The sequence below is a fragment of the Cellulosimicrobium arenosum genome, from assembly GCF_014837295.1.
Classification (GTDB): Bacteria; Actinomycetota; Actinomycetes; order Actinomycetales; family Cellulomonadaceae; genus Cellulosimicrobium; species Cellulosimicrobium arenosum.
This window is the reverse complement of the sequence record NZ_JACYHB010000001.1, coordinates 419,236-437,584: the sequence shown is the minus strand read 5'-3', so window position 1 is coordinate 437,584 and position 18,349 is coordinate 419,236. Positions and strand designations below refer to the sequence as shown.

Annotated in this window: 19 protein-coding genes; 3 read left to right on the top strand and 16 right to left on the bottom strand. The window is 72.9% G+C overall.

The genetic code is table 11. The features are described 5' to 3' along the window. Positions 1–27: 27 nt before the first annotated feature. From IF651_RS02005 to IF651_RS01975, 7 genes are all read right to left on the bottom strand, one after another. On the bottom strand, positions 28–1,281 hold the full coding sequence (locus IF651_RS02005) for a phospholipase D-like domain-containing protein (RefSeq protein ID WP_338403703.1): 1,254 nt from the start codon (positions 1,279–1,281) through the stop codon (positions 28–30). A gap of 71 nt (positions 1,282–1,352) precedes the next feature. Then, positions 1,353–1,622: a DUF7218 family protein gene (locus tag IF651_RS02000; protein ID WP_191827389.1), complete on the bottom strand. Its 270-nt coding sequence runs from the start codon at positions 1,620–1,622 to the stop codon at positions 1,353–1,355. 104 nt (positions 1,623–1,726) lie between these two features. Further along, positions 1,727–2,995, bottom strand: a complete 1,269-nt coding sequence (locus tag IF651_RS01995; protein WP_191827388.1) for an outer membrane protein assembly factor BamB family protein — start codon at positions 2,993–2,995, stop codon at positions 1,727–1,729. Between the two features lie 188 nt (positions 2,996–3,183). Beyond that, the gene (locus IF651_RS01990; RefSeq protein WP_191827387.1) at positions 3,184–4,251 is read right to left on the bottom strand and encodes a tyrosine-type recombinase/integrase; all 1,068 of its coding nucleotides are present in this window, start codon (positions 4,249–4,251) and stop codon (positions 3,184–3,186) included. 525 nt (positions 4,252–4,776) lie between these two features. Then, complete coding sequence (locus IF651_RS01985; RefSeq protein ID WP_191827386.1) at positions 4,777–5,112, bottom strand: hypothetical protein; 336 nt, start codon at positions 5,110–5,112, stop codon at positions 4,777–4,779. A 182-nt stretch (positions 5,113–5,294) separates the two neighbouring features. After that, the gene (locus IF651_RS01980; protein WP_191827385.1) at positions 5,295–5,825 is read right to left on the bottom strand and encodes a hypothetical protein; all 531 of its coding nucleotides are present in this window, start codon (positions 5,823–5,825) and stop codon (positions 5,295–5,297) included. Between the two features lie 40 nt (positions 5,826–5,865). Then, positions 5,866–6,417, bottom strand: a complete 552-nt coding sequence (locus tag IF651_RS01975; protein ID WP_191827384.1) for a Type 1 glutamine amidotransferase-like domain-containing protein — start codon at positions 6,415–6,417, stop codon at positions 5,866–5,868. 263 nt (positions 6,418–6,680) lie between these two features. Here IF651_RS01975 and IF651_RS01965 point away from each other — a divergent pair, with 263 nt between their 5' ends. Further along, positions 6,681–7,073, top strand: a complete 393-nt coding sequence (locus tag IF651_RS01965) for a hypothetical protein (protein ID WP_191827383.1) — start codon at positions 6,681–6,683, stop codon at positions 7,071–7,073. A 43-nt stretch (positions 7,074–7,116) separates the two neighbouring features. On the opposite strand, the gene IF651_RS01960 is transcribed toward IF651_RS01965, so the two are convergent. The 4 genes from IF651_RS01960 to IF651_RS01945 form a co-directional block, all read right to left on the bottom strand. Beyond that, positions 7,117–9,483 carry an ATP-binding cassette domain-containing protein gene (locus IF651_RS01960; protein WP_191827382.1) on the bottom strand — a complete coding sequence of 789 codons (2,367 nt, stop codon included), beginning with the start codon at positions 9,481–9,483 and terminating at the stop codon, positions 7,117–7,119. A gap of 74 nt (positions 9,484–9,557) precedes the next feature. Continuing rightward, complete coding sequence (locus IF651_RS01955) at positions 9,558–10,025, bottom strand: hypothetical protein (RefSeq protein ID WP_191827381.1); 468 nt, start codon at positions 10,023–10,025, stop codon at positions 9,558–9,560. Between the two features lie 18 nt (positions 10,026–10,043). Beyond that, on the bottom strand, positions 10,044–10,454 hold the full coding sequence (locus IF651_RS01950; protein WP_191827380.1) for a VOC family protein: 411 nt from the start codon (positions 10,452–10,454) through the stop codon (positions 10,044–10,046). 5 nt (positions 10,455–10,459) lie between these two features. After that, complete coding sequence (locus IF651_RS01945; RefSeq protein WP_191827379.1) at positions 10,460–10,924, bottom strand: helix-turn-helix domain-containing protein; 465 nt, start codon at positions 10,922–10,924, stop codon at positions 10,460–10,462. A 249-nt stretch (positions 10,925–11,173) separates the two neighbouring features. Between IF651_RS01945 and IF651_RS01940 the strand changes: the two genes are divergently transcribed. Continuing rightward, positions 11,174–11,404 (top strand): hypothetical protein, encoded by a 231-nt coding sequence (locus IF651_RS01940; RefSeq protein ID WP_191827378.1) that lies wholly within the window; start codon positions 11,174–11,176, stop codon positions 11,402–11,404. 66 nt (positions 11,405–11,470) lie between these two features. Here the strand turns inward: IF651_RS01940 and IF651_RS01935 are convergent, their stop codons facing one another. Together IF651_RS01935 and IF651_RS01930 are read right to left on the bottom strand one after the other, a co-directional pair. Then, positions 11,471–12,097 carry a CE1759 family FMN reductase gene (locus tag IF651_RS01935; protein WP_191827377.1) on the bottom strand — a complete coding sequence of 209 codons (627 nt, stop codon included), beginning with the start codon at positions 12,095–12,097 and terminating at the stop codon, positions 11,471–11,473. Then, positions 12,094–13,242 (bottom strand): LLM class flavin-dependent oxidoreductase, encoded by a 1,149-nt coding sequence (locus IF651_RS01930; RefSeq protein WP_191827376.1) that lies wholly within the window; start codon positions 13,240–13,242, stop codon positions 12,094–12,096. The genes IF651_RS01935 and IF651_RS01930 overlap by 4 nt, the downstream gene beginning before the upstream one ends. Positions 13,243–13,541: 299 nt before the next feature. On the opposite strand from IF651_RS01930, the gene IF651_RS01925 reads away from it, so the two are divergent. Beyond that, positions 13,542–13,886 carry an RNA polymerase-binding protein RbpA gene (locus tag IF651_RS01925; protein WP_191827375.1) on the top strand — a complete coding sequence of 115 codons (345 nt, stop codon included), beginning with the start codon at positions 13,542–13,544 and terminating at the stop codon, positions 13,884–13,886. Between the two features lie 119 nt (positions 13,887–14,005). Here the strand turns inward: IF651_RS01925 and IF651_RS01920 are convergent, their stop codons facing one another. From IF651_RS01920 to IF651_RS01910, 3 genes are all read right to left on the bottom strand, one after another. After that, positions 14,006–14,773, bottom strand: coding sequence for a polyprenol monophosphomannose synthase (locus tag IF651_RS01920; RefSeq protein ID WP_338403702.1), 768 nt, complete (start codon positions 14,771–14,773; stop codon positions 14,006–14,008). Then, positions 14,770–16,476, bottom strand: a complete 1,707-nt coding sequence (gene lnt / locus IF651_RS01915; RefSeq protein WP_191827374.1) for an apolipoprotein N-acyltransferase — start codon at positions 16,474–16,476, stop codon at positions 14,770–14,772. Before lnt ends, IF651_RS01920 begins: the two co-directional genes overlap by 4 nt. A gap of 231 nt (positions 16,477–16,707) precedes the next feature. Further along, positions 16,708–18,348: an amidohydrolase family protein gene (locus tag IF651_RS01910; protein ID WP_191827373.1), complete on the bottom strand. Its 1,641-nt coding sequence runs from the start codon at positions 18,346–18,348 to the stop codon at positions 16,708–16,710. Between the last annotated feature and the right edge of the window lies 1 nt (position 18,349).

Sequence of the window (18,349 nt, the reverse complement as noted above, 5' to 3'; positions counted from 1 at the left end):
CCGAGACCGTCCGTCAGGTCGCGTCGGTCAGAGCAGCGGGCGCAGCGGCCTCAGGGTGATCTCGCTGAGCTTCGCCACGACCGACCGGCCGCTCCACTCCTCGAGCGTGAGCTCGCGCGAGTTCGACAGGTCGACGTCGTACACGTCCTGCATCTGCTGGGCGACGGTGTCGTCGGTGATCTCCAGGTTGACCTCGTAGTTGCCCGTCAACGAGAGCCGGTCGATGTTCGCGGTGCCGATCGTGGTCCAGCGACCGTCGATCGTGGCGGTCTTCGCGTGCACCATGGCGTTCTGGTAGAGGTGGATGCGTACCCCGCCCCTGAGCAGGGCCGTGTACAGGCCACGGGCGAGCCAGTCCGCCAGGACGTGGTTGGAGCGCTCCGGGACGAGGACCCGCACGTCGACGCCACGCGCGGCGGCCATGAGGAGCGCAGCAAGGATCTCGCGGTCGGGGATGAAGTAGGCCTGGGTGATGTAGATGTGCGAGCTGGCCCGGTCGATCGCGTCGAGGTACATCCCGCGGATGGGGAACACGAGGTGTGCGGGTGCGTTGCGGGCGGCCCGCAGTCGCGGCTCCCAGTGCACCGACCCGGGATCCTGCAGCAGCGGCTGGTCGGGGGCACGGTTGTTGTTCCAGAAGTCGACGAACGCGTTGCGCAGCTCCCACGTGCTCGGCCCCTCGAGCCGCACGTGCGTGTCTCGCCACTGCGTGGCGTAGAGGGTCGCGATGTTGTAACCGCCGACGAAGCCGATCTCGTCGTCCACCACGAGGATCTTGCGGTGGTCGCGACCGGACTTGCGGACGTTGAGCATGAGGATCCCGGGCCGGAAGACCGGGTACCTGATGACCTGGATCGGCTCGGGCAGGTCGAAGAAGGTGCGCGGGACCACGAGGTTGGCGAAACCGTCGTAGATGACGAAGACCTGCACGCCGCGCTCGCTCGCCGCCACGAGCGCGTCCTTGAACTGGTTGCCGACCTCGTCGCTCTTCCAGATGTAGGTCTCGAGGAGTATGCACTGCTCGGCGCCCTGGATCGCGGCCAGCATGTCGCGATACAGGTCTTCGCCGTAGGTGTACAGCGTCGTGGTGGTCCGTACGAGCTCCGCAGACACCGGCGGGCCGTGCGGGAACGTCGGCTCTGCCGTGTTGCGGCGCTTGCGCAGCGTGTCGGCGGCGACGAGCACGGCGGCGACCGCGAGCGGGGCGGCGACGGTCACGACCAGGGCGCGCGAGGCGATGCGCCGGGCATTGCGCCACGTGGCGTCGGAGAACAGGTGCACGCCCCTCACCGTAGCGGTCGACGCGGTCGGCGCACGACGTGCACCCGCCGGCCCACCGGGGTGAAGAATCGTCAGTGCGAGCGCAGCGCCCGGATCAGCTCTGCCTTGCGCATCGAGGACCGACCCTCGATCCCGATCTCGGCGGCGCGCTCGCGCAGCTCGGCGACGGTCCAGTCGTCGTAGTCGCCGGACCGGCCACCCTTGCGGCCCACCGAGCGGCGGGACGACCCGGCGGCTGCGTTCGCGATGCGCGCGGCCTTCTCCTTCGAGCTGCCTTCGTCGCGCAAGGACTCGTACAGCTCAGGGTCCTTCACGCTCGGACCTGGATCACGTTCGGGCACGGCTGCCTCCTTCGTCGTCCACCTGGTGCGGTGCGTCGAGGCCAGGCTCACGCGCACCGCGTCCGCTCGCATCCGGACACGGCTTCACACCCGCAGACACCACGTCACCGGTAGACGACGAGGCGACCCGTGGCGGGGTCCGCGTGCACGAGGTGGCCGTCCACGGTGCCGAACCCGCCCGTGTCGCCGTCGACCTGCTGGTCCCACAGCACGGAGCCGTCGGCCAGGTCGAGCGCGACGATCCTGGCGGACCGGGTCATGTCCCCGGCGGCGACGACGAGGGCCGCGACATGACGGTCCGTGAACGCGGCGACGACCGAGTCGGCGACGCCGAGGTCGTCCCGCTCCCACGTCCACGCGGTCGCGCCCGTGGCGAGGTCGACACCGCGGACCACCCAGCCCAGGTCCAGCACCGCGACGCCGTCCGCGACGACGGCCACCTGGACCACGTCGCCGCTCGCCGTCCACCGCTCGTTGCCGCGCGTGTCGAGCGCCTGCACACCTCCCGGCACGGACAGCAGCCGCGTCGGGTCCGCGGTACCGTCGGTCGCGAGCGGCACGAGCGGGCGGCCGGGCACGATCCGCTCGGTCGCTCCGTCGTTGCGCACGACCTGCGTGCTCTCGACCGCACCGGTCGCCGACGCCGCCGTCGTGCGCAGGTACGTCCCGGCCGCGGTCGGCACCACCTGCAGGGTCGCGGGCGCGGCGGTGTCGTCCACCCGCGTGCCGTCCACGTCGAAGTAGGCGCTGATACGGCACCCGCGCACCACGAGAAGACCCTGCTCGACGTCGGCCGCCGCCGTCCCCGCGACCTGCGGACGGCACAGGTCGACGCGGGCGACGTCGTCGGGCGCCACGGTCCGGACCCAGCGGACACCGGCGTCCTTCGCGTCCTGCAGCATGACGGTCGCGGTGCCGCCGGTGCGGTCCCAGCGCAGGACGCTGGCGCCCGGTCCGGGCACGGCGTCGCCCCCGACGTCACCGAGCGGCACGCTCGACGTCACCTGCCCGTCGGCGGTCACGACCCAGGCCCGTGGCGACATCCGGTCGCCGACCAGGCACACCAGCTCTGCGGGCGAGGATCCGACGTCCTCCGGTGCGGGGCCGCACCGGGGTCCGCCCCCGGACATCCCGACCTCCCACCCCCGTCGACCGGTCGCGACGTCGAGGCCCACCAGGCGCCCGTCCTGCACCGTCACGAGGGTGTCCCCGAGTGCCCAGGCGCGCCCCTCGTCCGTCTCGGACTCCCACGCGGGCCGAGGAGGGGTCGCGAGCGACGTCACACCACCGTGCGAGTCCGCGAGCGCCCGGTCGCGCGACCACGACTGGGCGAGGCTGCTCGCGACGAACGCCACCACGACGGCGGTGGCCACCGCCGCGGTGAGGACCGCGGTCCGCCGGACGGGGCGGCGACGGGGCGACGACCCGGTGTCGTCGGCCGGCGTGCCGCGGGCAGGGGACCGGTGCCCGTCCTGCGGGACCGGCTCTCCACGCTCTCGAGCGCGAGCCGGTGGGACCCGTCGGCTCGCGGCGTCGTCGCCATACGCCCACGGTACGCAGTTCAGCGCCCGCCGGGTACGGTCCCGTTGCCCATGGCCCCGGCGAGCGGGTGGGCGCGGATCGCCGCTGCCAGCTCTCCCTCGATCCGGTCCAGGTACACCCCGGTGGTGGCGATGGACGCGTGCCCCAGGAGCTCGGCGACGACCTTGACGTCCCACCCGGCGGCGGCGAGCAGGGTCGCCGTGGTGTGCCGCAGGGCGTGGGGCGTCGCGTCGCGCCGGTAGGGGTCGGGTACGCGCTCGAGCGCGCGGCGCAGCAGCGCGCGCACGGCCTGGGCGTCGATGCGCCGGCCGCGCCAGGACAGCAGCAGGGCCCGGCGCGCCTCGCGATCGCCCGGCCGCCGGGCGGCCAGGACGGGGCGCAGGTGGTCCAGGTAGTCGTCCAGCGCGTCCGCGAGCGGGTCCGACAGCGCGACCGTGCGCACGTGGCCGCCCTTGCCGTGGATCCTCCAGCGCGTGTCGCCCGGCTGTCGGGAGAAGTCGTCGACGTCGGCCCGCACCAGCTCGGACACGCGCGGACCCAGGACGAGCAGCAGCGCGACGACGAGCCGGTCGCGCAGGTGCAGGTCGTGGTCCCGGCGCGCTGCTTCGTCCGACGGCGGTTCGCCGGCCATGGCCAGCAGCGACCTCGCCGATCCTGAGGACAGCGCGGTACGCGCCACCCGGAGCCCGTCGCGCGCCCGGACCGGGGGAGCGGCCCACTGCATCGGGTCGGCCTGCACCCACCCCTCCCGCGCGGCGTAGGAGAAGAAGCGCGTCAACGACTGACGGAACCGGTTGACCGTCGACGTCGCGCGCCCCGACCCGCCGGGCTTGCTCTCCGCGGCGGTGTACCGCGCGTCGGGCGTGATCTGGTAGCGCAGCAGGGCGTCGTCCACGTCCTCGCCCGTCACGTCGTCCAGCACCCGTACCGGGCCGACGAGCCGCGCGAACTCGCGCACGTCGCGCTCGTAGCTGCGTCGCGTCGTCGCCGACAGCACGCCACGCACGGTCTGCGCCGCCACCGAGGCGAGGTACCGGTCGACCGCGTCCGCGACCAGGACCCGGTCGAGGTGCGGCGGGGCGACCATCCGAGCGGGCTCCCTCCGTGCAGACTGGCAGACGCACCGGCCGTGCGAACCGGGCATCGGGAGCATACGAGACGCCACCGACACCCGGCCGGCAGCCCGCAGGATGCTGTTGCCGCGGTACCGACCGCTCGTGAGAACACGTCTCCGCCTGATCGGCGGACGGTCCGGCGTCGGCAGGTACGGGGGAGTGGTGGCGGACCGCGTCGGCAGCATCGGACCGGCATGCACCACACCGACCGATCGTCCGTCGGGCGGGCCGGATCGGTTTCCGAGCGGGCCGGCAGACGAGCTGCGAGCGGACGGAGAGAGGGCACGTACCGCGGTCGATGCCGCGTCAGCGGGCCTGCCGGCCTGACTCTCACGCTGCATGACTGAAACCACGGTGTTGACCTAAACACAATGGTGTGAACCGTATGTCCGTTCATGCTAGCGCAGCCGATGTGGCGACGTTGCTGCTGGGCCCGGCCGGCCCGCCCGACGGCACGACTCGACCCGCATCTGCACGGAGGGCTCGTCGGGGCGGTGTCAGGCCTGGTGGGCGGGAGCTCGCACGGGGGAGATCGTCCGCCAGACCCATACGGCGGCCGTCGCCGTGCCGACTGCAGCCGCTGCGGCGCACGAGGCCACGACGTAGACGACGACGAGCGGGATCATCGCCAGCACGGACAGGATCAGGACGACAGCACGTACCCAGCCGCTGGGACGTTGTGCCGATGGCATGCTGACGGACATGAACGGCGTCTTCGCGACGAGCCGGATGTCGGGCGCCTCACGGGCACGCGTGCCCGCAGGGCGCGTCGCGCGCGGACCGAGGGTGCTGGTCGTGCCGGCCGGACCTTCGTCGGCGGTGAGCAGGTGCATGCATGAGGGGAGACCATGACCTCTGGCCCTGATGCGGGAGCGCCGTTCCGTTCGGCCATAATGACATAATGTACATTATCGGCGCCGCAGAACTGCAGTGCGCACCTTGCCGGTTCGGGACGTTCCGCGACGGACCGTGACGGACGCTGAGCGCGCAACGAAGCGCCCCGCCCCCATGCGGACTACTCGATGATCTCTATCGGGGTGAAGGGGTTCTTTGCGCAACCGATATTCGGGTCGACGTCGCAGATCGTCGTGGCGCCCTGAAGTCTGAGGGACACCTCGGCCGTGCCGATCGGGATGTCGTTCGGGACACGGACGGTGCCCTGAGCAGACCCGTCACTGTCAGGGTCCAGGGATCCGAGACTCGTCGAGTAGCGGCTCATGTCTGGGTCGTTGTCGGGCACCTCGGAGGTGATCGCGACCTCGTACCGAGCGCCGGCCGGGATGCTCGGCTCGCAGTCCACATCGCCTTCGCGCCCAGCGGTCTCGACCTGCAGAACATCGCCAGGTGCCACACTCTGCGGCGTCACGACCGGGTCCTCGGGCTGGCAGTACGCCGTCGGATCGACAGCCTCAACGATCGAGCAACCCGATGTTGCCGTCAGAGCGACCCCGACGACGATGGCAAGGCGTAGCACCCGCACCGCCCGGGGGGATGCTCCGTCGTGAAGGGCGGGCCCGTGCCGTGTCACGATCTCGCGTTCTGTCACAGGGCGACCCTAGCGAGGAAGGATGCCGCTGAGGACTGCCTCACTCCCCCGGACGAGCGACGATCACTCGCAACACATACCCAGCCCCCAGCGACCCGTCGGCGACCCAGCCCTGGTACTTCTCGCGCCTGCCTGGCTCGCCGAGGTAGTGCGGACATGCACTCGCACGGACGAATCCGAGACCATCGTCCAGCGGAGCGAGCGGGCCGAACGGATCCGTGGACGATCCGTCGAACCAGTAGTTCATCCCCGCGCTGATCCCGGCGAGGATCACCCCGTTCGCCGCGGCCTCCGCCAGGATCTCCGGCAGCCCGTGGAGGCGCCAGACGGCGAGGAGGTTGGCGGTCGACCCGCCGCCGACGTCGATGACGTCCTGCTCGAGCAGCATCGTCGGCTCGACGTAGCGCCACGGTTCATGACAGAACAGCGACAGCACCGAGGGCTCTGCGCGGCCGGAGAACGCCGCCACGAAGCGCTGGCAGTATCCGTCGCCGTCGCCGCTGGCGGTCGGGACGAAGCACACGCGCGGTCGATCCTTGCCCGTGAGCTCCAGGAGGAGGTCGTCGATCGCCGGCGTGCCGTCGTCGGACATCGAGAAACGCACAGGACGGAGGCCCGGCCGCAACGTGGCACGCGGTTCTTTCCCGACGGCGTGCGCCTCGACCTCGATCTGGTCGAGGAGCGCACGTTCGACAGCGGGTTGATCTACGCGCGGTACCGGACCCGCCGAGCACGTCCCCACGCACGGACCGCACCCCCCACCCACTCCCCTGGCGTCCCTGCGACGGCGCTGTGCGGTCGCGCTCACGGAGTCGTCCGGCGGCACGATGCGCGCTCGCGGCTTACGGTGACGGCATGGACTACGACGAGTTCGCACAGGCCATGCGCGCGGCGTCGGACGCGCACGAGGCCGGACGGTCCTCCGAGGCCGTGGACACCTACCGGCGACTGCTCGACGACCCGACGCTGGCTGACGTCGACAAGGCGATGGTGGCGGTCAACCTTGCCACCGTGCTGAGCGCCGTGGGTGCCCCGAACTCCGAGATCGAAGGGGTCTACGACCGGGGGATCTCCGTCGAGTCCCGGTGGATGCGCGGGTTCGCCACGGAGTCCAAGGCGGTCTGGCTCGCCGGTCTGGGGCGTGTCGACGCCGCCCGGCGGGTCTATCAGTCCCTGCTGGGCCAGGGCTGGGCGTCGATGAGCGATCGCCACCGGTGGGCGTCCAACGTGGAGAAGCTCTCTGCCTGACCGGGACTGACCAGGTGCCGGTCGGCCGTCCGGACGCCGCAGCTCACGCGGTGGATGTGGCGCTGACGTAGGCCGCGAGGTGCTTGCCGGTGAAGGTCGTCGGGCGGTCGACGAGGTCGCCGGGAGTCCCTTCGAAGACGACGCGCCCGCCGTCGTGCCCGGCGCCGGGACCGAGGTCGATGATCCAGTCGGCGTGCGCCATGACGGCCTGGTGGTGCTCGATGACGATGACGGACGTCCCGGCGTCGACGAGGCGGTCGAGGAGGCTCAGGAGGTTCTCGACGTCGGCCAGGTGCAGGCCGGTCGTGGGTTCGTCGAGGACCAGGACGTTGCCGGCCTCGCCGAGGTGGGTGGCGAGCTTGAGGCGCTGGCGCTCCCCTCCGGACAGCGTGGTCAGGGGCTGGCCGAGGCCGAGGTAGCCGAGGCCGACGTCGTCCAGCCGGGCCAGGATCGTCGCGGCGGCGGGGGTGCGGGCCTCGCCCTCGGCGAAGAACGCGTAGGCCTTGGCGACGGGCAGGGCGAGGACCTCGGCGATGGACAGGCCACCGAGCGTGTGCTCGAGCACCTCCACCTTGTACCCGGTGCCGCCGCACTCCTCGCACGGGGTGGACACGGTCTCCATGAACCCGAGCTGGGTCTCGATCACGCCCGCGCCCTTGCACGCCGGGCACGCGCCCTCGGAGTTCGCGCTGAACAGGGCCGGCTTGACGCCGTTGGCCTTGGCGAACGCCTTGCGGATCGGTTCGAGCGCCCCGGTGTACGTGGCGGGGCTGGAGCGTCGCGACCCCTTGACGCCGCTCTGGTCGATCGTGACGACACCCTCGCGGGCGCTGATCGACCCTTCCACGAGCGAGCTCTTGCCGGACCCGGCGACGCCCGTGACGACGACGAGCACGCCGAGGGGCACGTCCACGTCGACGTCCTGCAGGTTGTTCGACGACGCGCCGCGGACCTCGAGGGTGCCCGTGGGCTCGCGCACGGCGTCCTTGAGACGGGCGCGGTCGTCGAGGTGGCGTCCGGTGACCGTGCCGGAGCCGCGCAGGCGGTCGACGGTGCCCTCGAAGGTCACCTCTCCCCCGGCGGTGCCGGCGCCGGGGCCGAGGTCGACGACGTGGTCCGCGGTGAGGATCGTCTCGGGCTTGTGCTCGACGACGAGCACGGTGTTGCCCTTGTCGCGCAGCCGCACGAGCAGGTCGTTCATACGGTCGATGTCGTGCGGGTGCAGGCCGATCGTGGGTTCGTCGAACACGTAGGTGACGTCCGTCAGCGCGGAGCCGAGGTGGCGCAGCATCCGGATGCGCTGCGACTCCCCGCCGGACAGCGTCCCGGACGGACGGTCGAGGCTGAGGTACCCGAGGCCGAGGTCGACGAAGGACGCCAGGTTGTCCCCGAGCGCGGTGACGACGGGCGCCATCTGCGGGTCGTCGAGCTCGCGGATCCACTCGGCGAGGTCGGTGATCTGCATGGCGCACAGGTCGGCGATGTTCACGCCGCGGATCTTCGCCGAGCGCGCCGCCTCCGAGAGCCGCGTGCCGCCGCAGTCGGGGCACGACGCGAACACCGCGGCCCGTTCGACGAACGCACGGATGTGCGGCTGCAAGGAGTCGACGTCCTTGGTGAACATCGACTTCTGGATCTTGGGGATCAGGCCCTCGTAGGTGACGTTGATGCCCTTGGCCTTGATCTTCGTCGGCTCCTTGTACAGCAGGTCCTCGCGCTGCTTCGCGGTGAACTCGCGCACCGGCTTGTCCGGCGGGTAGTAGCCGGACTCGGCGAAGGTGGCGACCATCCACCCGTCCGCGGTGTACCCGGGGACGAGGATCGCGCCGTCGAGCAGCGACCTGTCCTCGTCGACGATCGCCGACAGGTCGAGGTCGGACACGCTCCCCCGGCCCTCGCACCGCGGGCACATGCCGCCGTGGTAGATCGCCTCGCGCACGATCGTCTTCTCCCCCGTCGCCGACGTCATGACGCCGCTGGCCTTGCGCGCGGGGACGTTGAACGAGAACGCGGGCGGCGGCCCGACCTGCGGGTCGCCGAACCGGCTGAACAGCACGCGCAGGATCGCGTTGGCGTCCGTCACGGTGCCCACGGTGGAGCGCGGGTTCGCGCCGAGACGGTCCTGCCCGACGACGATCGCGGGCGTCAGGCCCTCGAGCAGGTCGACGTCGGGCCGGTCCAGGCTCGGCATGAAGCCCTGCAGGAACGCCGGGTACGTCTCGTTGATCAGGCGCTGGGACTCGGCGGCGATCGTGTCGAACACGAGCGAGCTCTTCCCGGAACCGGACACTCCGGTGAACACGGTCAGGCGCCGTTTGGGGATCTCCAGGTCGACGTCGCGCAGGTTGTTCTGGCGTGCACCTCGGATGCGCAGGACGTCGTGGGTGTCGGCGGTCGCCGGGTCGCTCATCGTGTCTCTCCCAGAGGGTGTCGTCGTGCAGTCGGGTGCGGGATGCGGATGCGAGTCTCGGACGGGTCGGCCGGTCAGCCGACGCCCTCGTCGACGATCCGCCACGGGTCACCGTCCGCGTCGCGCACCAGCAGGTATCCCCACGTCGTGGCGCCCTCGGGCATGGATCCGTCGCCGTGGAACGGGCGCGTGTCCAGGTCGAACGTCACGGGGACGTACGTGACCTCCTGGTCGGGCGAGTGGCCTGAGTACCGCGGGTCCTCGACCGTCGGCTCGCCGACGTGCACGTCCGTGAGGGCGGCGAGGTCGGCGCACCACGTCGGCTCGTCGCCGGGGGTCCGCAGGGCCCCGGCCGTGGCGCAGTCGTGGCCCGCCAGCGCCCGGGTGTAGGCGTCGACGACCTGCTCGGGCGGTGCGTCGTCGGGCGGCATGGCCACGGGAGTGACGGGTGGGGGCGCGGTGACCACGACGACGGTCGTCGCCGCCGCGAGGGTCGCGGCGGCGACGAGCGTCACGACGGCGGTGCGTCGGGCTGTGGGCACGTGGTGGTACTCCCGGGATCAGGGGACCTGGTCGATGCGGACCATGTTGCCCGCGGGGTCGCGGAAGGCGCAGTCGCGCACGCCCCACGGCTGCTCGGTGGGTTCGGAGACGACCTCGGCGTCGGCGGCCTGGAGCGTGGCGAACGTGGCATCGAGGTCGTGGGTGGCGAGGATGATCGACTGGTAGGCGCCCTTGGCCATGAGCTCGAGGACGGTGCGTCGTTCGGCGTCGGTGACGCCGGGGTCGGCTGCGGGCGGGGTCAGGACGAGCCGGACGTCGGGCGCGGACGGTGCGACGAAGGTGAGCCAGCGCATGGTGCCCTGGCCGACGTCCTGCGTGAGCTCGAAGCCGAGCAGGTCGCGGTAGAAGCCCAGGGAGGCGTCGGGGTCGGTGTGCGGGAGGAACGTCGTGTGCAGGGTGATGTCCATGGCTCTCACGCTAGGTGCACCCCCACCGCGGGCGCTTCTCGATTCCTGATCGGTCGCGTGACCTCCTTGGTCACGCAGGACGGCAGCTCGCCCGCCCCCGTCGTCCGGGCCCGGCGCGCGTACTCGCTGGGTGACATGCCGACGAGCTCGGTGAAGCGCGTGCTGAACGTGCCCAGGGAGGAGCTGCCGACGGTGAAGCAGACGTCGGTCACCGACAGGTCGCCACGGCGCAGCAGGGTCATGGCTCGTTCGACGCGCCGCGTCATGAGGTAGGAGTAGGGCGACTCGCCGTACGCACGCCGGAACTCGCGGCTGAGGTGCCCGGCGGACAGGTGCACGCCGCGCGCGAGCTCCTCGACGTCGAGCGGGCTGGCGTGCTCGCGGTCGATCCGGTCGCGGACACGGCGCAGCAGGACGAGCGTGCGCAGGTGCGCCTCCAGGTGCGCGTCGTCGCCGCTGCTGCTGGTCACAGGTCGATCGTAGGGTGCCCCTCCCCCACGGTGCACGAGATTCTCGTAGGGTGCCCTGGTGGATCTGCAGGAGATGGTGGCCTACGTCCGTGCGCACGGTGACGGCGTGGTGTCGACGATCGGGCCCGACGGCGCGCCGCAGTCCGCGTACCTCGCGTTGACGGCGACCGACCGTGGCGAGCTGGTCCTGGACGCGCGGACCTCGTCGCGCAAGGTGGCGAACCTGCGGCGCGACGGGCGGGGGCGGTCGTGGTCGGCGGTGCGGACGGCACGACGCTGCAGGCGCAGGGCGTGGCGGACGCGCCGCGGGGGGCGGACCGCGAGCGGTGCGCGGCGGCCTACGCCGCCGCGTTCCCACAGTTCGCGGGGTCGTTGGCGGACGAGGGGATCGTCCTCGTGCGCGTGGCGCTGTCCTGGGCCCGGCACGGCGACTTCCGCGCGTCGGTGCCGGTGGTGTCCGACGTGCCCCTCGATGGCTGAGGCGGTCCGGGGCGGCGCCGTCCTGACCTTCCGCTCGGGCGGGGCGGACGAGTCCCGACCTGCGCGTCAGCCTCCGGGCAGCAGGTCCTCGAAGTCGGCGACGGATGCGAACGGGTCGTGCACCGCCGCCGGTCCGCGGGCGGCGACCCGCTCGGCGAGCTCGCGCCCGGCCCGCGCGATGCGGCCGGCGAGCCCGCCGCCGTCGTCGCCCTCCCCCGCCGCCCAGTCGTCGGTCGCGGCGAAGACCGAGGTGGGCACGACGTCGGCCCGCAGGTACGTCAGCAGCGGCCGCAGGGAGTACTCGAGCGCCAGGGAGTGGCGCGCGGTGCCGCCCGTGGCGCCGAGCAGCACCGGGACGCCCGACAGCGCGTCGCGGTCCAGGACGTCGAGGAACGACTTGAGCAGGCCGGAGTACGTGGTGGTGAACAGCGGTGTGCTGATCACGATCGCGTCGGCCGCGTAGAGGCGGTCCAGGACGTCCGCGAGCTCGCCCGTGGCGAACCCGGTGAGCATCGCGTCGACGACCGCGTGCGCCAGGGGCCGCAGCTCGACCGTCTCGGCGCTCGCGGCCACGCCTCGCGCGTGCAGGTCGGCCACGGTCGCCGCCGCGAGGCGGTCGGCCAGCAGTCGCGTCGAGGAGGGCTCGGACAGGCCGGCGGAGACGACGACGACGCGCCGCTGCGACCCGGTCATGCGAGGCTCCCGGCCGTCGTGCCCGCGGTGTCGGCCGTGTCGGCCGTGTCCGACGCGCTGGCCGTTGCGTCCCGGTGCGCGGCGACCCGCTCGGCGTGGCTGGGTGGCCCCGCGGGCACGTGCGCGGGGCGCGCGGCCTCCGCCTCGCGGCGCAGCACGGGCACGACCTCGCCGGCGAGGAGGTCGATCTGCTCCAGGACGGTCTTGAGCGGCAGGCCGGCGTGGTCCATGAGGAACAGCTGGCGCTGGTAGTCGCCCACGTCCTCGCGCATCGCGGCGTACCGGTCGATGACCTGCTGGGGCGAGCCGACGGTCAGCGGGGTCTCGCGCGTGAAGTCCTCCATGGACGGCCCGTGCCCGTACACGGGCGCGTTGTCGAAGTAGGGGCGGAACTCGTCCCATGCCTTCTGGGAGTCCTTGCGCATGAACACCTGCCCGCCGAGCCCGACGATCGCGGTGTCCGCGGGGCCGTGGCCGTGGTGCTCGTAGCGCTGACGGTAGAACCGGACCATCTGCCGGGTGTGGTGCAGGGGCCAGAAGATGTTGTTGTGGAAGAAACCGTCACCGTAGTAGGCGGCCTGCTCGGCGATCTCCGGGCTGCGGATCGATCCGTGCCACACGAACGGCGGGACGCCGTCGAGCGGGCGCGGCGTCGAGGTGAAGCCCTGCAGCGGGGTGCGGAACTTTCCCTCCCAGTCGACGACGTCCTCGGTCCACAGCCGGCGCAGCAGGGCGTAGTTCTCGACCGCGAGCGGGATGCCCTGGCGGATGTCCTGGCCGAACCACGGGTACACCGGGCCCGTGTTGCCGCGACCCAGCATGAGGTCCGTGCGCCCGTCGCTGATGACCTGGAGCATCGCGTACTCCTCGGCGAGGCGCACCGGGTCGTTGGTCGTGATGAGCGTCGTGGCGGTGGACAGGACGATGTTCTTCGTCACACCGGCGAGGTAGCCGAGCATCGTCGTGGGCGAGGACGGGACGAACGGCGGGTTGTGGTGCTCGCCCGTCGCGAAGACGTCGAGACCCGCCTCGTCGGCGTGCCGTGCGATGGTGAGCATCGCCCGCACGCGGGCCGTGTCGCCCGGGACGGCGCCGGTGCGGGGGTCGGGGGTGACGTCGCCGACGGAGAAGATGCCGAACTGCATGGGGGTCGCTCCTGGTCTGGTACCGCCCGCCGGTTCCGCGGCGGGTACGCGCTCGTCAACCGGTCGAGCGCACGGTTTGTTCCACGGCGTGCGCCCGTCGTCGCGTGCGGGTGACGAGTTGCGCGCCCGTGGCGAACCCGGGAGCCTGGTCCCACCACGCTGCGGGGGGACGTTCACCGGACCTTCACGACGCGGTGGAACAACGCCCGGCGACCTGGCGTTCCACTCGGTGGAAGCGGCTCGGCGCCCGGTATCACGGGTGCGGCCCATCTCACCCTCGACGACCTCCTGGAGGACACATGCCTGACCGTTCCCTGCGCGGGATGAGCATCGGATCGAAGAGCATGGAGTCGGACGCGGGCGTCGACTTCGCTCCTCGCTTCCAGGCGCACTACGACTGCCCCAACGGGCACACGATCATCCTGCCGTTCTCGACCGACGCCGAGGTGCCCCCGGTGTGGGAGTGCCGCTGCGGCGAGGAGGCCCTGCTGCGGGACGCGGAGCGCCCCGAGCCGAAGGCGGGCAAGCCCGCCCGTACGCACTGGGACATGCTGCTGGAGCGCCGCACAGTCTCCGAGCTCGAGGAGCTGCTCGACGAGCGCCTGGGTCTGCTGCGCGCGGGCAAGCTGCGCCGCGGCGCCTGAGGCGCACGCCCTGCACGACGCGAGGAGGCCCGGACCGTCATGGTCCGGGCCTCCTCGCGTGTCCGGGCGGGGCGGACGCCGGGTCGGCGCGGGCGGGCACCACCAGACCCCGTGACCGCTCAGCCGCGCGGACGCAGCTGTTCGACGCGTCGTCGGGCACCCCACGCGGTGACCTTCCACAGCGCCTCGGTGACGATCGCGCGGCTCATCTTCGACCGCCCGGCCGTGCGCTCCACGAACGTGATCGGCACCTCGACGACGCGTCCGCCGCCGCGGGCGACGCGCCAGGCCATGTCGACCTGGAAGCAGTACCCGTGGGACTCGACGCCGGCGAGGTCGATCGCGCGCAGGGTCTCGGCCCGGTAGGCGCGGAACCCTGCGGTCGCGTCCTGCAGGTGCAGCCCGAGCGCAGCGCGCACGTAGGCGTTGCCACCCCGCGAGAGCGCCGCGCGGTGCCACGGCCAGTTCTCCACCCGCCCGCCGGGGACCCAGCGCGACCCGATCACGAGCTCGGTCGGTCGGTCTCCCGCCGGTGCCGGGTCGTCGAGCGCCGCGAGCAGGCGGGGAAGCTGCTCGGGCTGGTGCGACCCGTCCGCGTCCATCTCGACGACGATGTCGTACCCGCCGTCCAGCGCCCAGCCGAAGCCCGCGACGTACGCCGCACCGAGACCGTCCTTGCCGGCGCGGTGCAGCACGTGCACCGCGGGGTCGGACGCCGCGGCCGCGTCGGCGAGGTCCCCGGTGCCGTCCGGGCTGGCGTCGTCGACGACGAGGACGTGCGCGTGCGGTACGGCCGCGCGCAGGCGCGCGAGCGTCGACGGCAGGGTCAGGGCCTCGTCGTAGGTGGGGACCACCACCAGGACGCGCTGCGCGGGCAGAGGCGTCACGGTGCCGCGCTGCTGGTGGAAGGGTCCTCCGGCGCGTCCGGTGCTTCCGTCGAGTGGTCGGTGGCGGTGGCGCGGCGGCGGGCCCTGGTCCCCGTTCCGATGCCCGTGGCGAGCAGGCCCAGCGTCAGGACGAGGACGGTCATGGCCGGGGCGTAGCCGGCCCGCACCGCCGGGGTCAGGCTCGTGCGCAGCGGCAGGGACGCGACGAGCTGGTCCGGGGTGAACAGCGCGGTCGACTGCAGCAGCGTCCCGTCCGGGGCGACGACGCCGCTGACGCCGACGGTGGAGACCTGGACGGTGGCGCGCCCGGTGGTGATGGCCCGCAGCCTCGACATGGCGAGCTGCTGCGTGGACTCTGCCGTGTACCCGAAGGACGCGTTGTTCGTCTGCACGACGAGGACCTGCGCCCCGGCGTCCACGGCGTCGCGCACGAGCGTGTCGTAGGCGACCTCGAAGCAGATGACGACGCCGAGCGGAACGGTGCGTCCCAGGCGCGGCGAGGCGAGGTCGATCACGCCCGTCTCGGTGCCGGGCAGCATGTCGGTCGTGACGCGGTCGACCTCCGCGGAGAAGAGCCGCACGAAGGAGCGCAGCGGGATGTACTCGCCGAACGGTGCGGGGTGCTGCTTGGCGTACCGGTCGACCACGCCCGCGCCGGGTTCCCACAGCAGCGACACGTTGTACCGGCCCCCGGTCGGCGGGTACTCCTGCGCCCCGACGAGGATCGGCGCGCCCACGTCGGACGCGGCGGCGTCGATGCCCGCGGCGACGTCGGGGTTGGTCTGCGGGTCGAGGTCGGAGCCGTTCTCCGGCCACAGCACGACGTCGAGGTCACCGGCCTCGACCTGGTCGAGCAGCGCGACGGTGCCCTCGAGGTGGTTGTTCAGGACCACGGCACGGTTCGCGAACGAGCCCAGGCCGGGTTCGTCCACGTTGCCCTGCACGGCCCCGACCTCGAGCGTGCCGGCCTCGGCGCGCGCGTCGAGCGGGACGAGCGCTGGGGTGGTCGCGAGGACCACGGCGAGCAGGACGGGGACCGCGACCGGCACCCCGGTACGCGGCCGCACGACGACTCGACCGGCGTCGGGCGGCGGGGTCGTGGCGTCGGCCGGGCCCGGGGCCAGTCGCAGGACGGCGACGGCGAGCAGCGCGCCCACGAGGGCGACGAGCAGCGAGACCAGCACCTCGCCGCCGAGCGGGGCGGCGTGCGCGAGGGGCGAGTCGACCTGGGAGTACGCGACCCGTCCCCAGGGGAAGCCGCCGAACGGGACCTCGGTGCGGGCCTGCTCGGCGCCGACGAACAGCACGGCGAACGCGACGGCCTGGGCGAGCGGGCGGGCCCGCAGCCACGGCCACCGGCGTGCCCACACCCATGCCGCCCCGAGGGCCGCGACGAACGCGGCCTCCATGAGCGACAGGGCGAGCCACGGCACGGTGTCGGTGGCCTCGTTCGCCCACCACAGGTGCACGAGGAAGAACGACGCGCCCCACGCGAACCCGACGAGGGCGCCCCACCACGCGCGGTCGGCCCGCAGGGCGACGAACAGGGCGCCGACCCCGACGAAGGCCAGCGGCCACCACCCTCGTTCCGGGAACGCGGCGTCGGTCGCGAGCCCACCGGCAACGGCAAGGACGAGCGACAGGACCCGCCAGGTCGGGCTCGGCGACCGCGGACGCGCGGGGGCGGGGTCGGACGTCGGCACGGGTGCACAATACGCCACGAGCGAGGTGTGACGGTCGGCCCGCGCGCCCTTCGGCCCGTACCCCGACGCCACGAGCGGGGCACGTTTTCTACTGAGCGCGCGGGACCGACCCGCTGCCCGGCGAAGCACGCGCAGGGGTCGTCGGCGGTGGCAGATCCCCCAGCGGCCGCGTGGGCCGGAACACCCTGCCGAACCTACCCCCCCAGACCGAGGTGTCAAGCGGTAGCGCTCTCAGCCCAGCTCGTCGTGCAGCACGACGCCCGCGCGCACGCTCTGCACGCACACCGGTCGCGCGACGTCCGTGCCGAGCTCGGGCAGCAACGGCTGCCCCGCCCGGGCGTCGGTGCTCCACGACGACGTGGTGCGCCCGAGCGCGCCCTGCACGACCAGGTGCTCGGCCTGCCACACGGCCAGGTGCGCGGGCGCGCCCACGCGCAGCTGGCCCGCCCCCGTGTGGTCCAGGCCGGCGATGCGCCACCCGCCGCGCGTGTGCGCCCGGAACGCGGCCCGTGCCGAGACCTGCTGGTCCGGGTCGACGTGCGACATCGCGGCCAGGACGCCCGCCCACGGGTCGAGGCGGGTGACCGGGGCGTCCGAGCCGAACGCGAGCGGGATGCCGGCGCCGGCGAGGTCCGCGAAGGGGCTCAGGCCCTCGGCGCGCACCGCACCGACCCGCGCGGCGTACATCCCGTCCGGCCCGCCCCACGCCGCGTCGAAGCCGGGCTGCAGGCTCAGGCTCACCCCGAGCAGCAGCAGCGTCGCCATCGCGGCCGCGTCGACGAACAGGGCGTGCTCGACCCGGTGCCGGGCGGCGCGCACCGACGACATGCCGTGCACCTCCGCCGCGACCTTGAGCCCCAGCACCAGCTCGTCCATGGCGCGGTCCCCGATGACGTGGAACCCGCCCTGCGTGCCCGCGGCCGCGACCGCGGACAGGTGGTTGCTGACCTGCTCCGCGCTGAGGTACAGGGCACCGCGCTCCCCCGGCTCCGGCGCGTCCTGGTATGGGGCCCGCATCGCCGCGGTGCGCGACCCGATCGAGCCGTCCACGTTGAGGTCTCCCCCGATGCCGGTCAGGCCGGGCAGGTCGGCGAGCAGGGCGCGGGCGTCGTCCACCGTCACGCACAGCTCGCCCCGGTAGCCCACGACGTGGGGCAGCTCGCTCGACGCGTCGCCGGTCATCGTCAGGAGCTCGCGCAGGCCCGCGCGCGTGTCGATGTGCGGGGCGCTCATCTCGTGCACCGAGACGATGCCGGCACGCGCCGCGGCGTCGAGCGCCCGCCGGTACAGCTCGGTGCGCCGCGCCGGTGACACCTGCCGGGCCGCGTCGCGCGCCACGTGGTGCGCCTCGCCCGTGACCCAGCCCGAGTCGTCCCACCCCGCGTGCTGCGAGAGCCCGTACCGGTCGGCCAGCGCGCTGGAGACCACCGCGGAGTGCACGTCGACCCGCGCCGCGTACACCGCGCGCCCGCCCCCCGCACCGTCGAGCTCCGTGCGCGTGGGCCGCCGGCCCTCGGGCCACGTCTGCTCGTCCCAGCCGAACGCGAGCACGACGTCGTCCTCCCCCGCGTCGCGGGCGGCGGTGGCGACCGCATCCAGCGCGCCCGCGAGCGAGGTCACGCCGGCGCTCGCGGACAGGTCGACGCCGACGAGGGCGAGCCCGGTCTCGAAGAGGTGGACGTGGGAGTCGACGAAGCCGGGGGCGACGAGCGCCCCGTCGAGCTCGACGACGCGGTCGGCGCGGGCGGCGAGCCCGTCGGCGGTGTCGTTCGCGCCGATCCAGGCGATCGTCCCGTCGTCGATGAGCAGCGCCTCGGCGAAGGGGTCGGTCGGGGAGTGGATCACGCCACCGCGGTACAGGGTTGAGGCCACA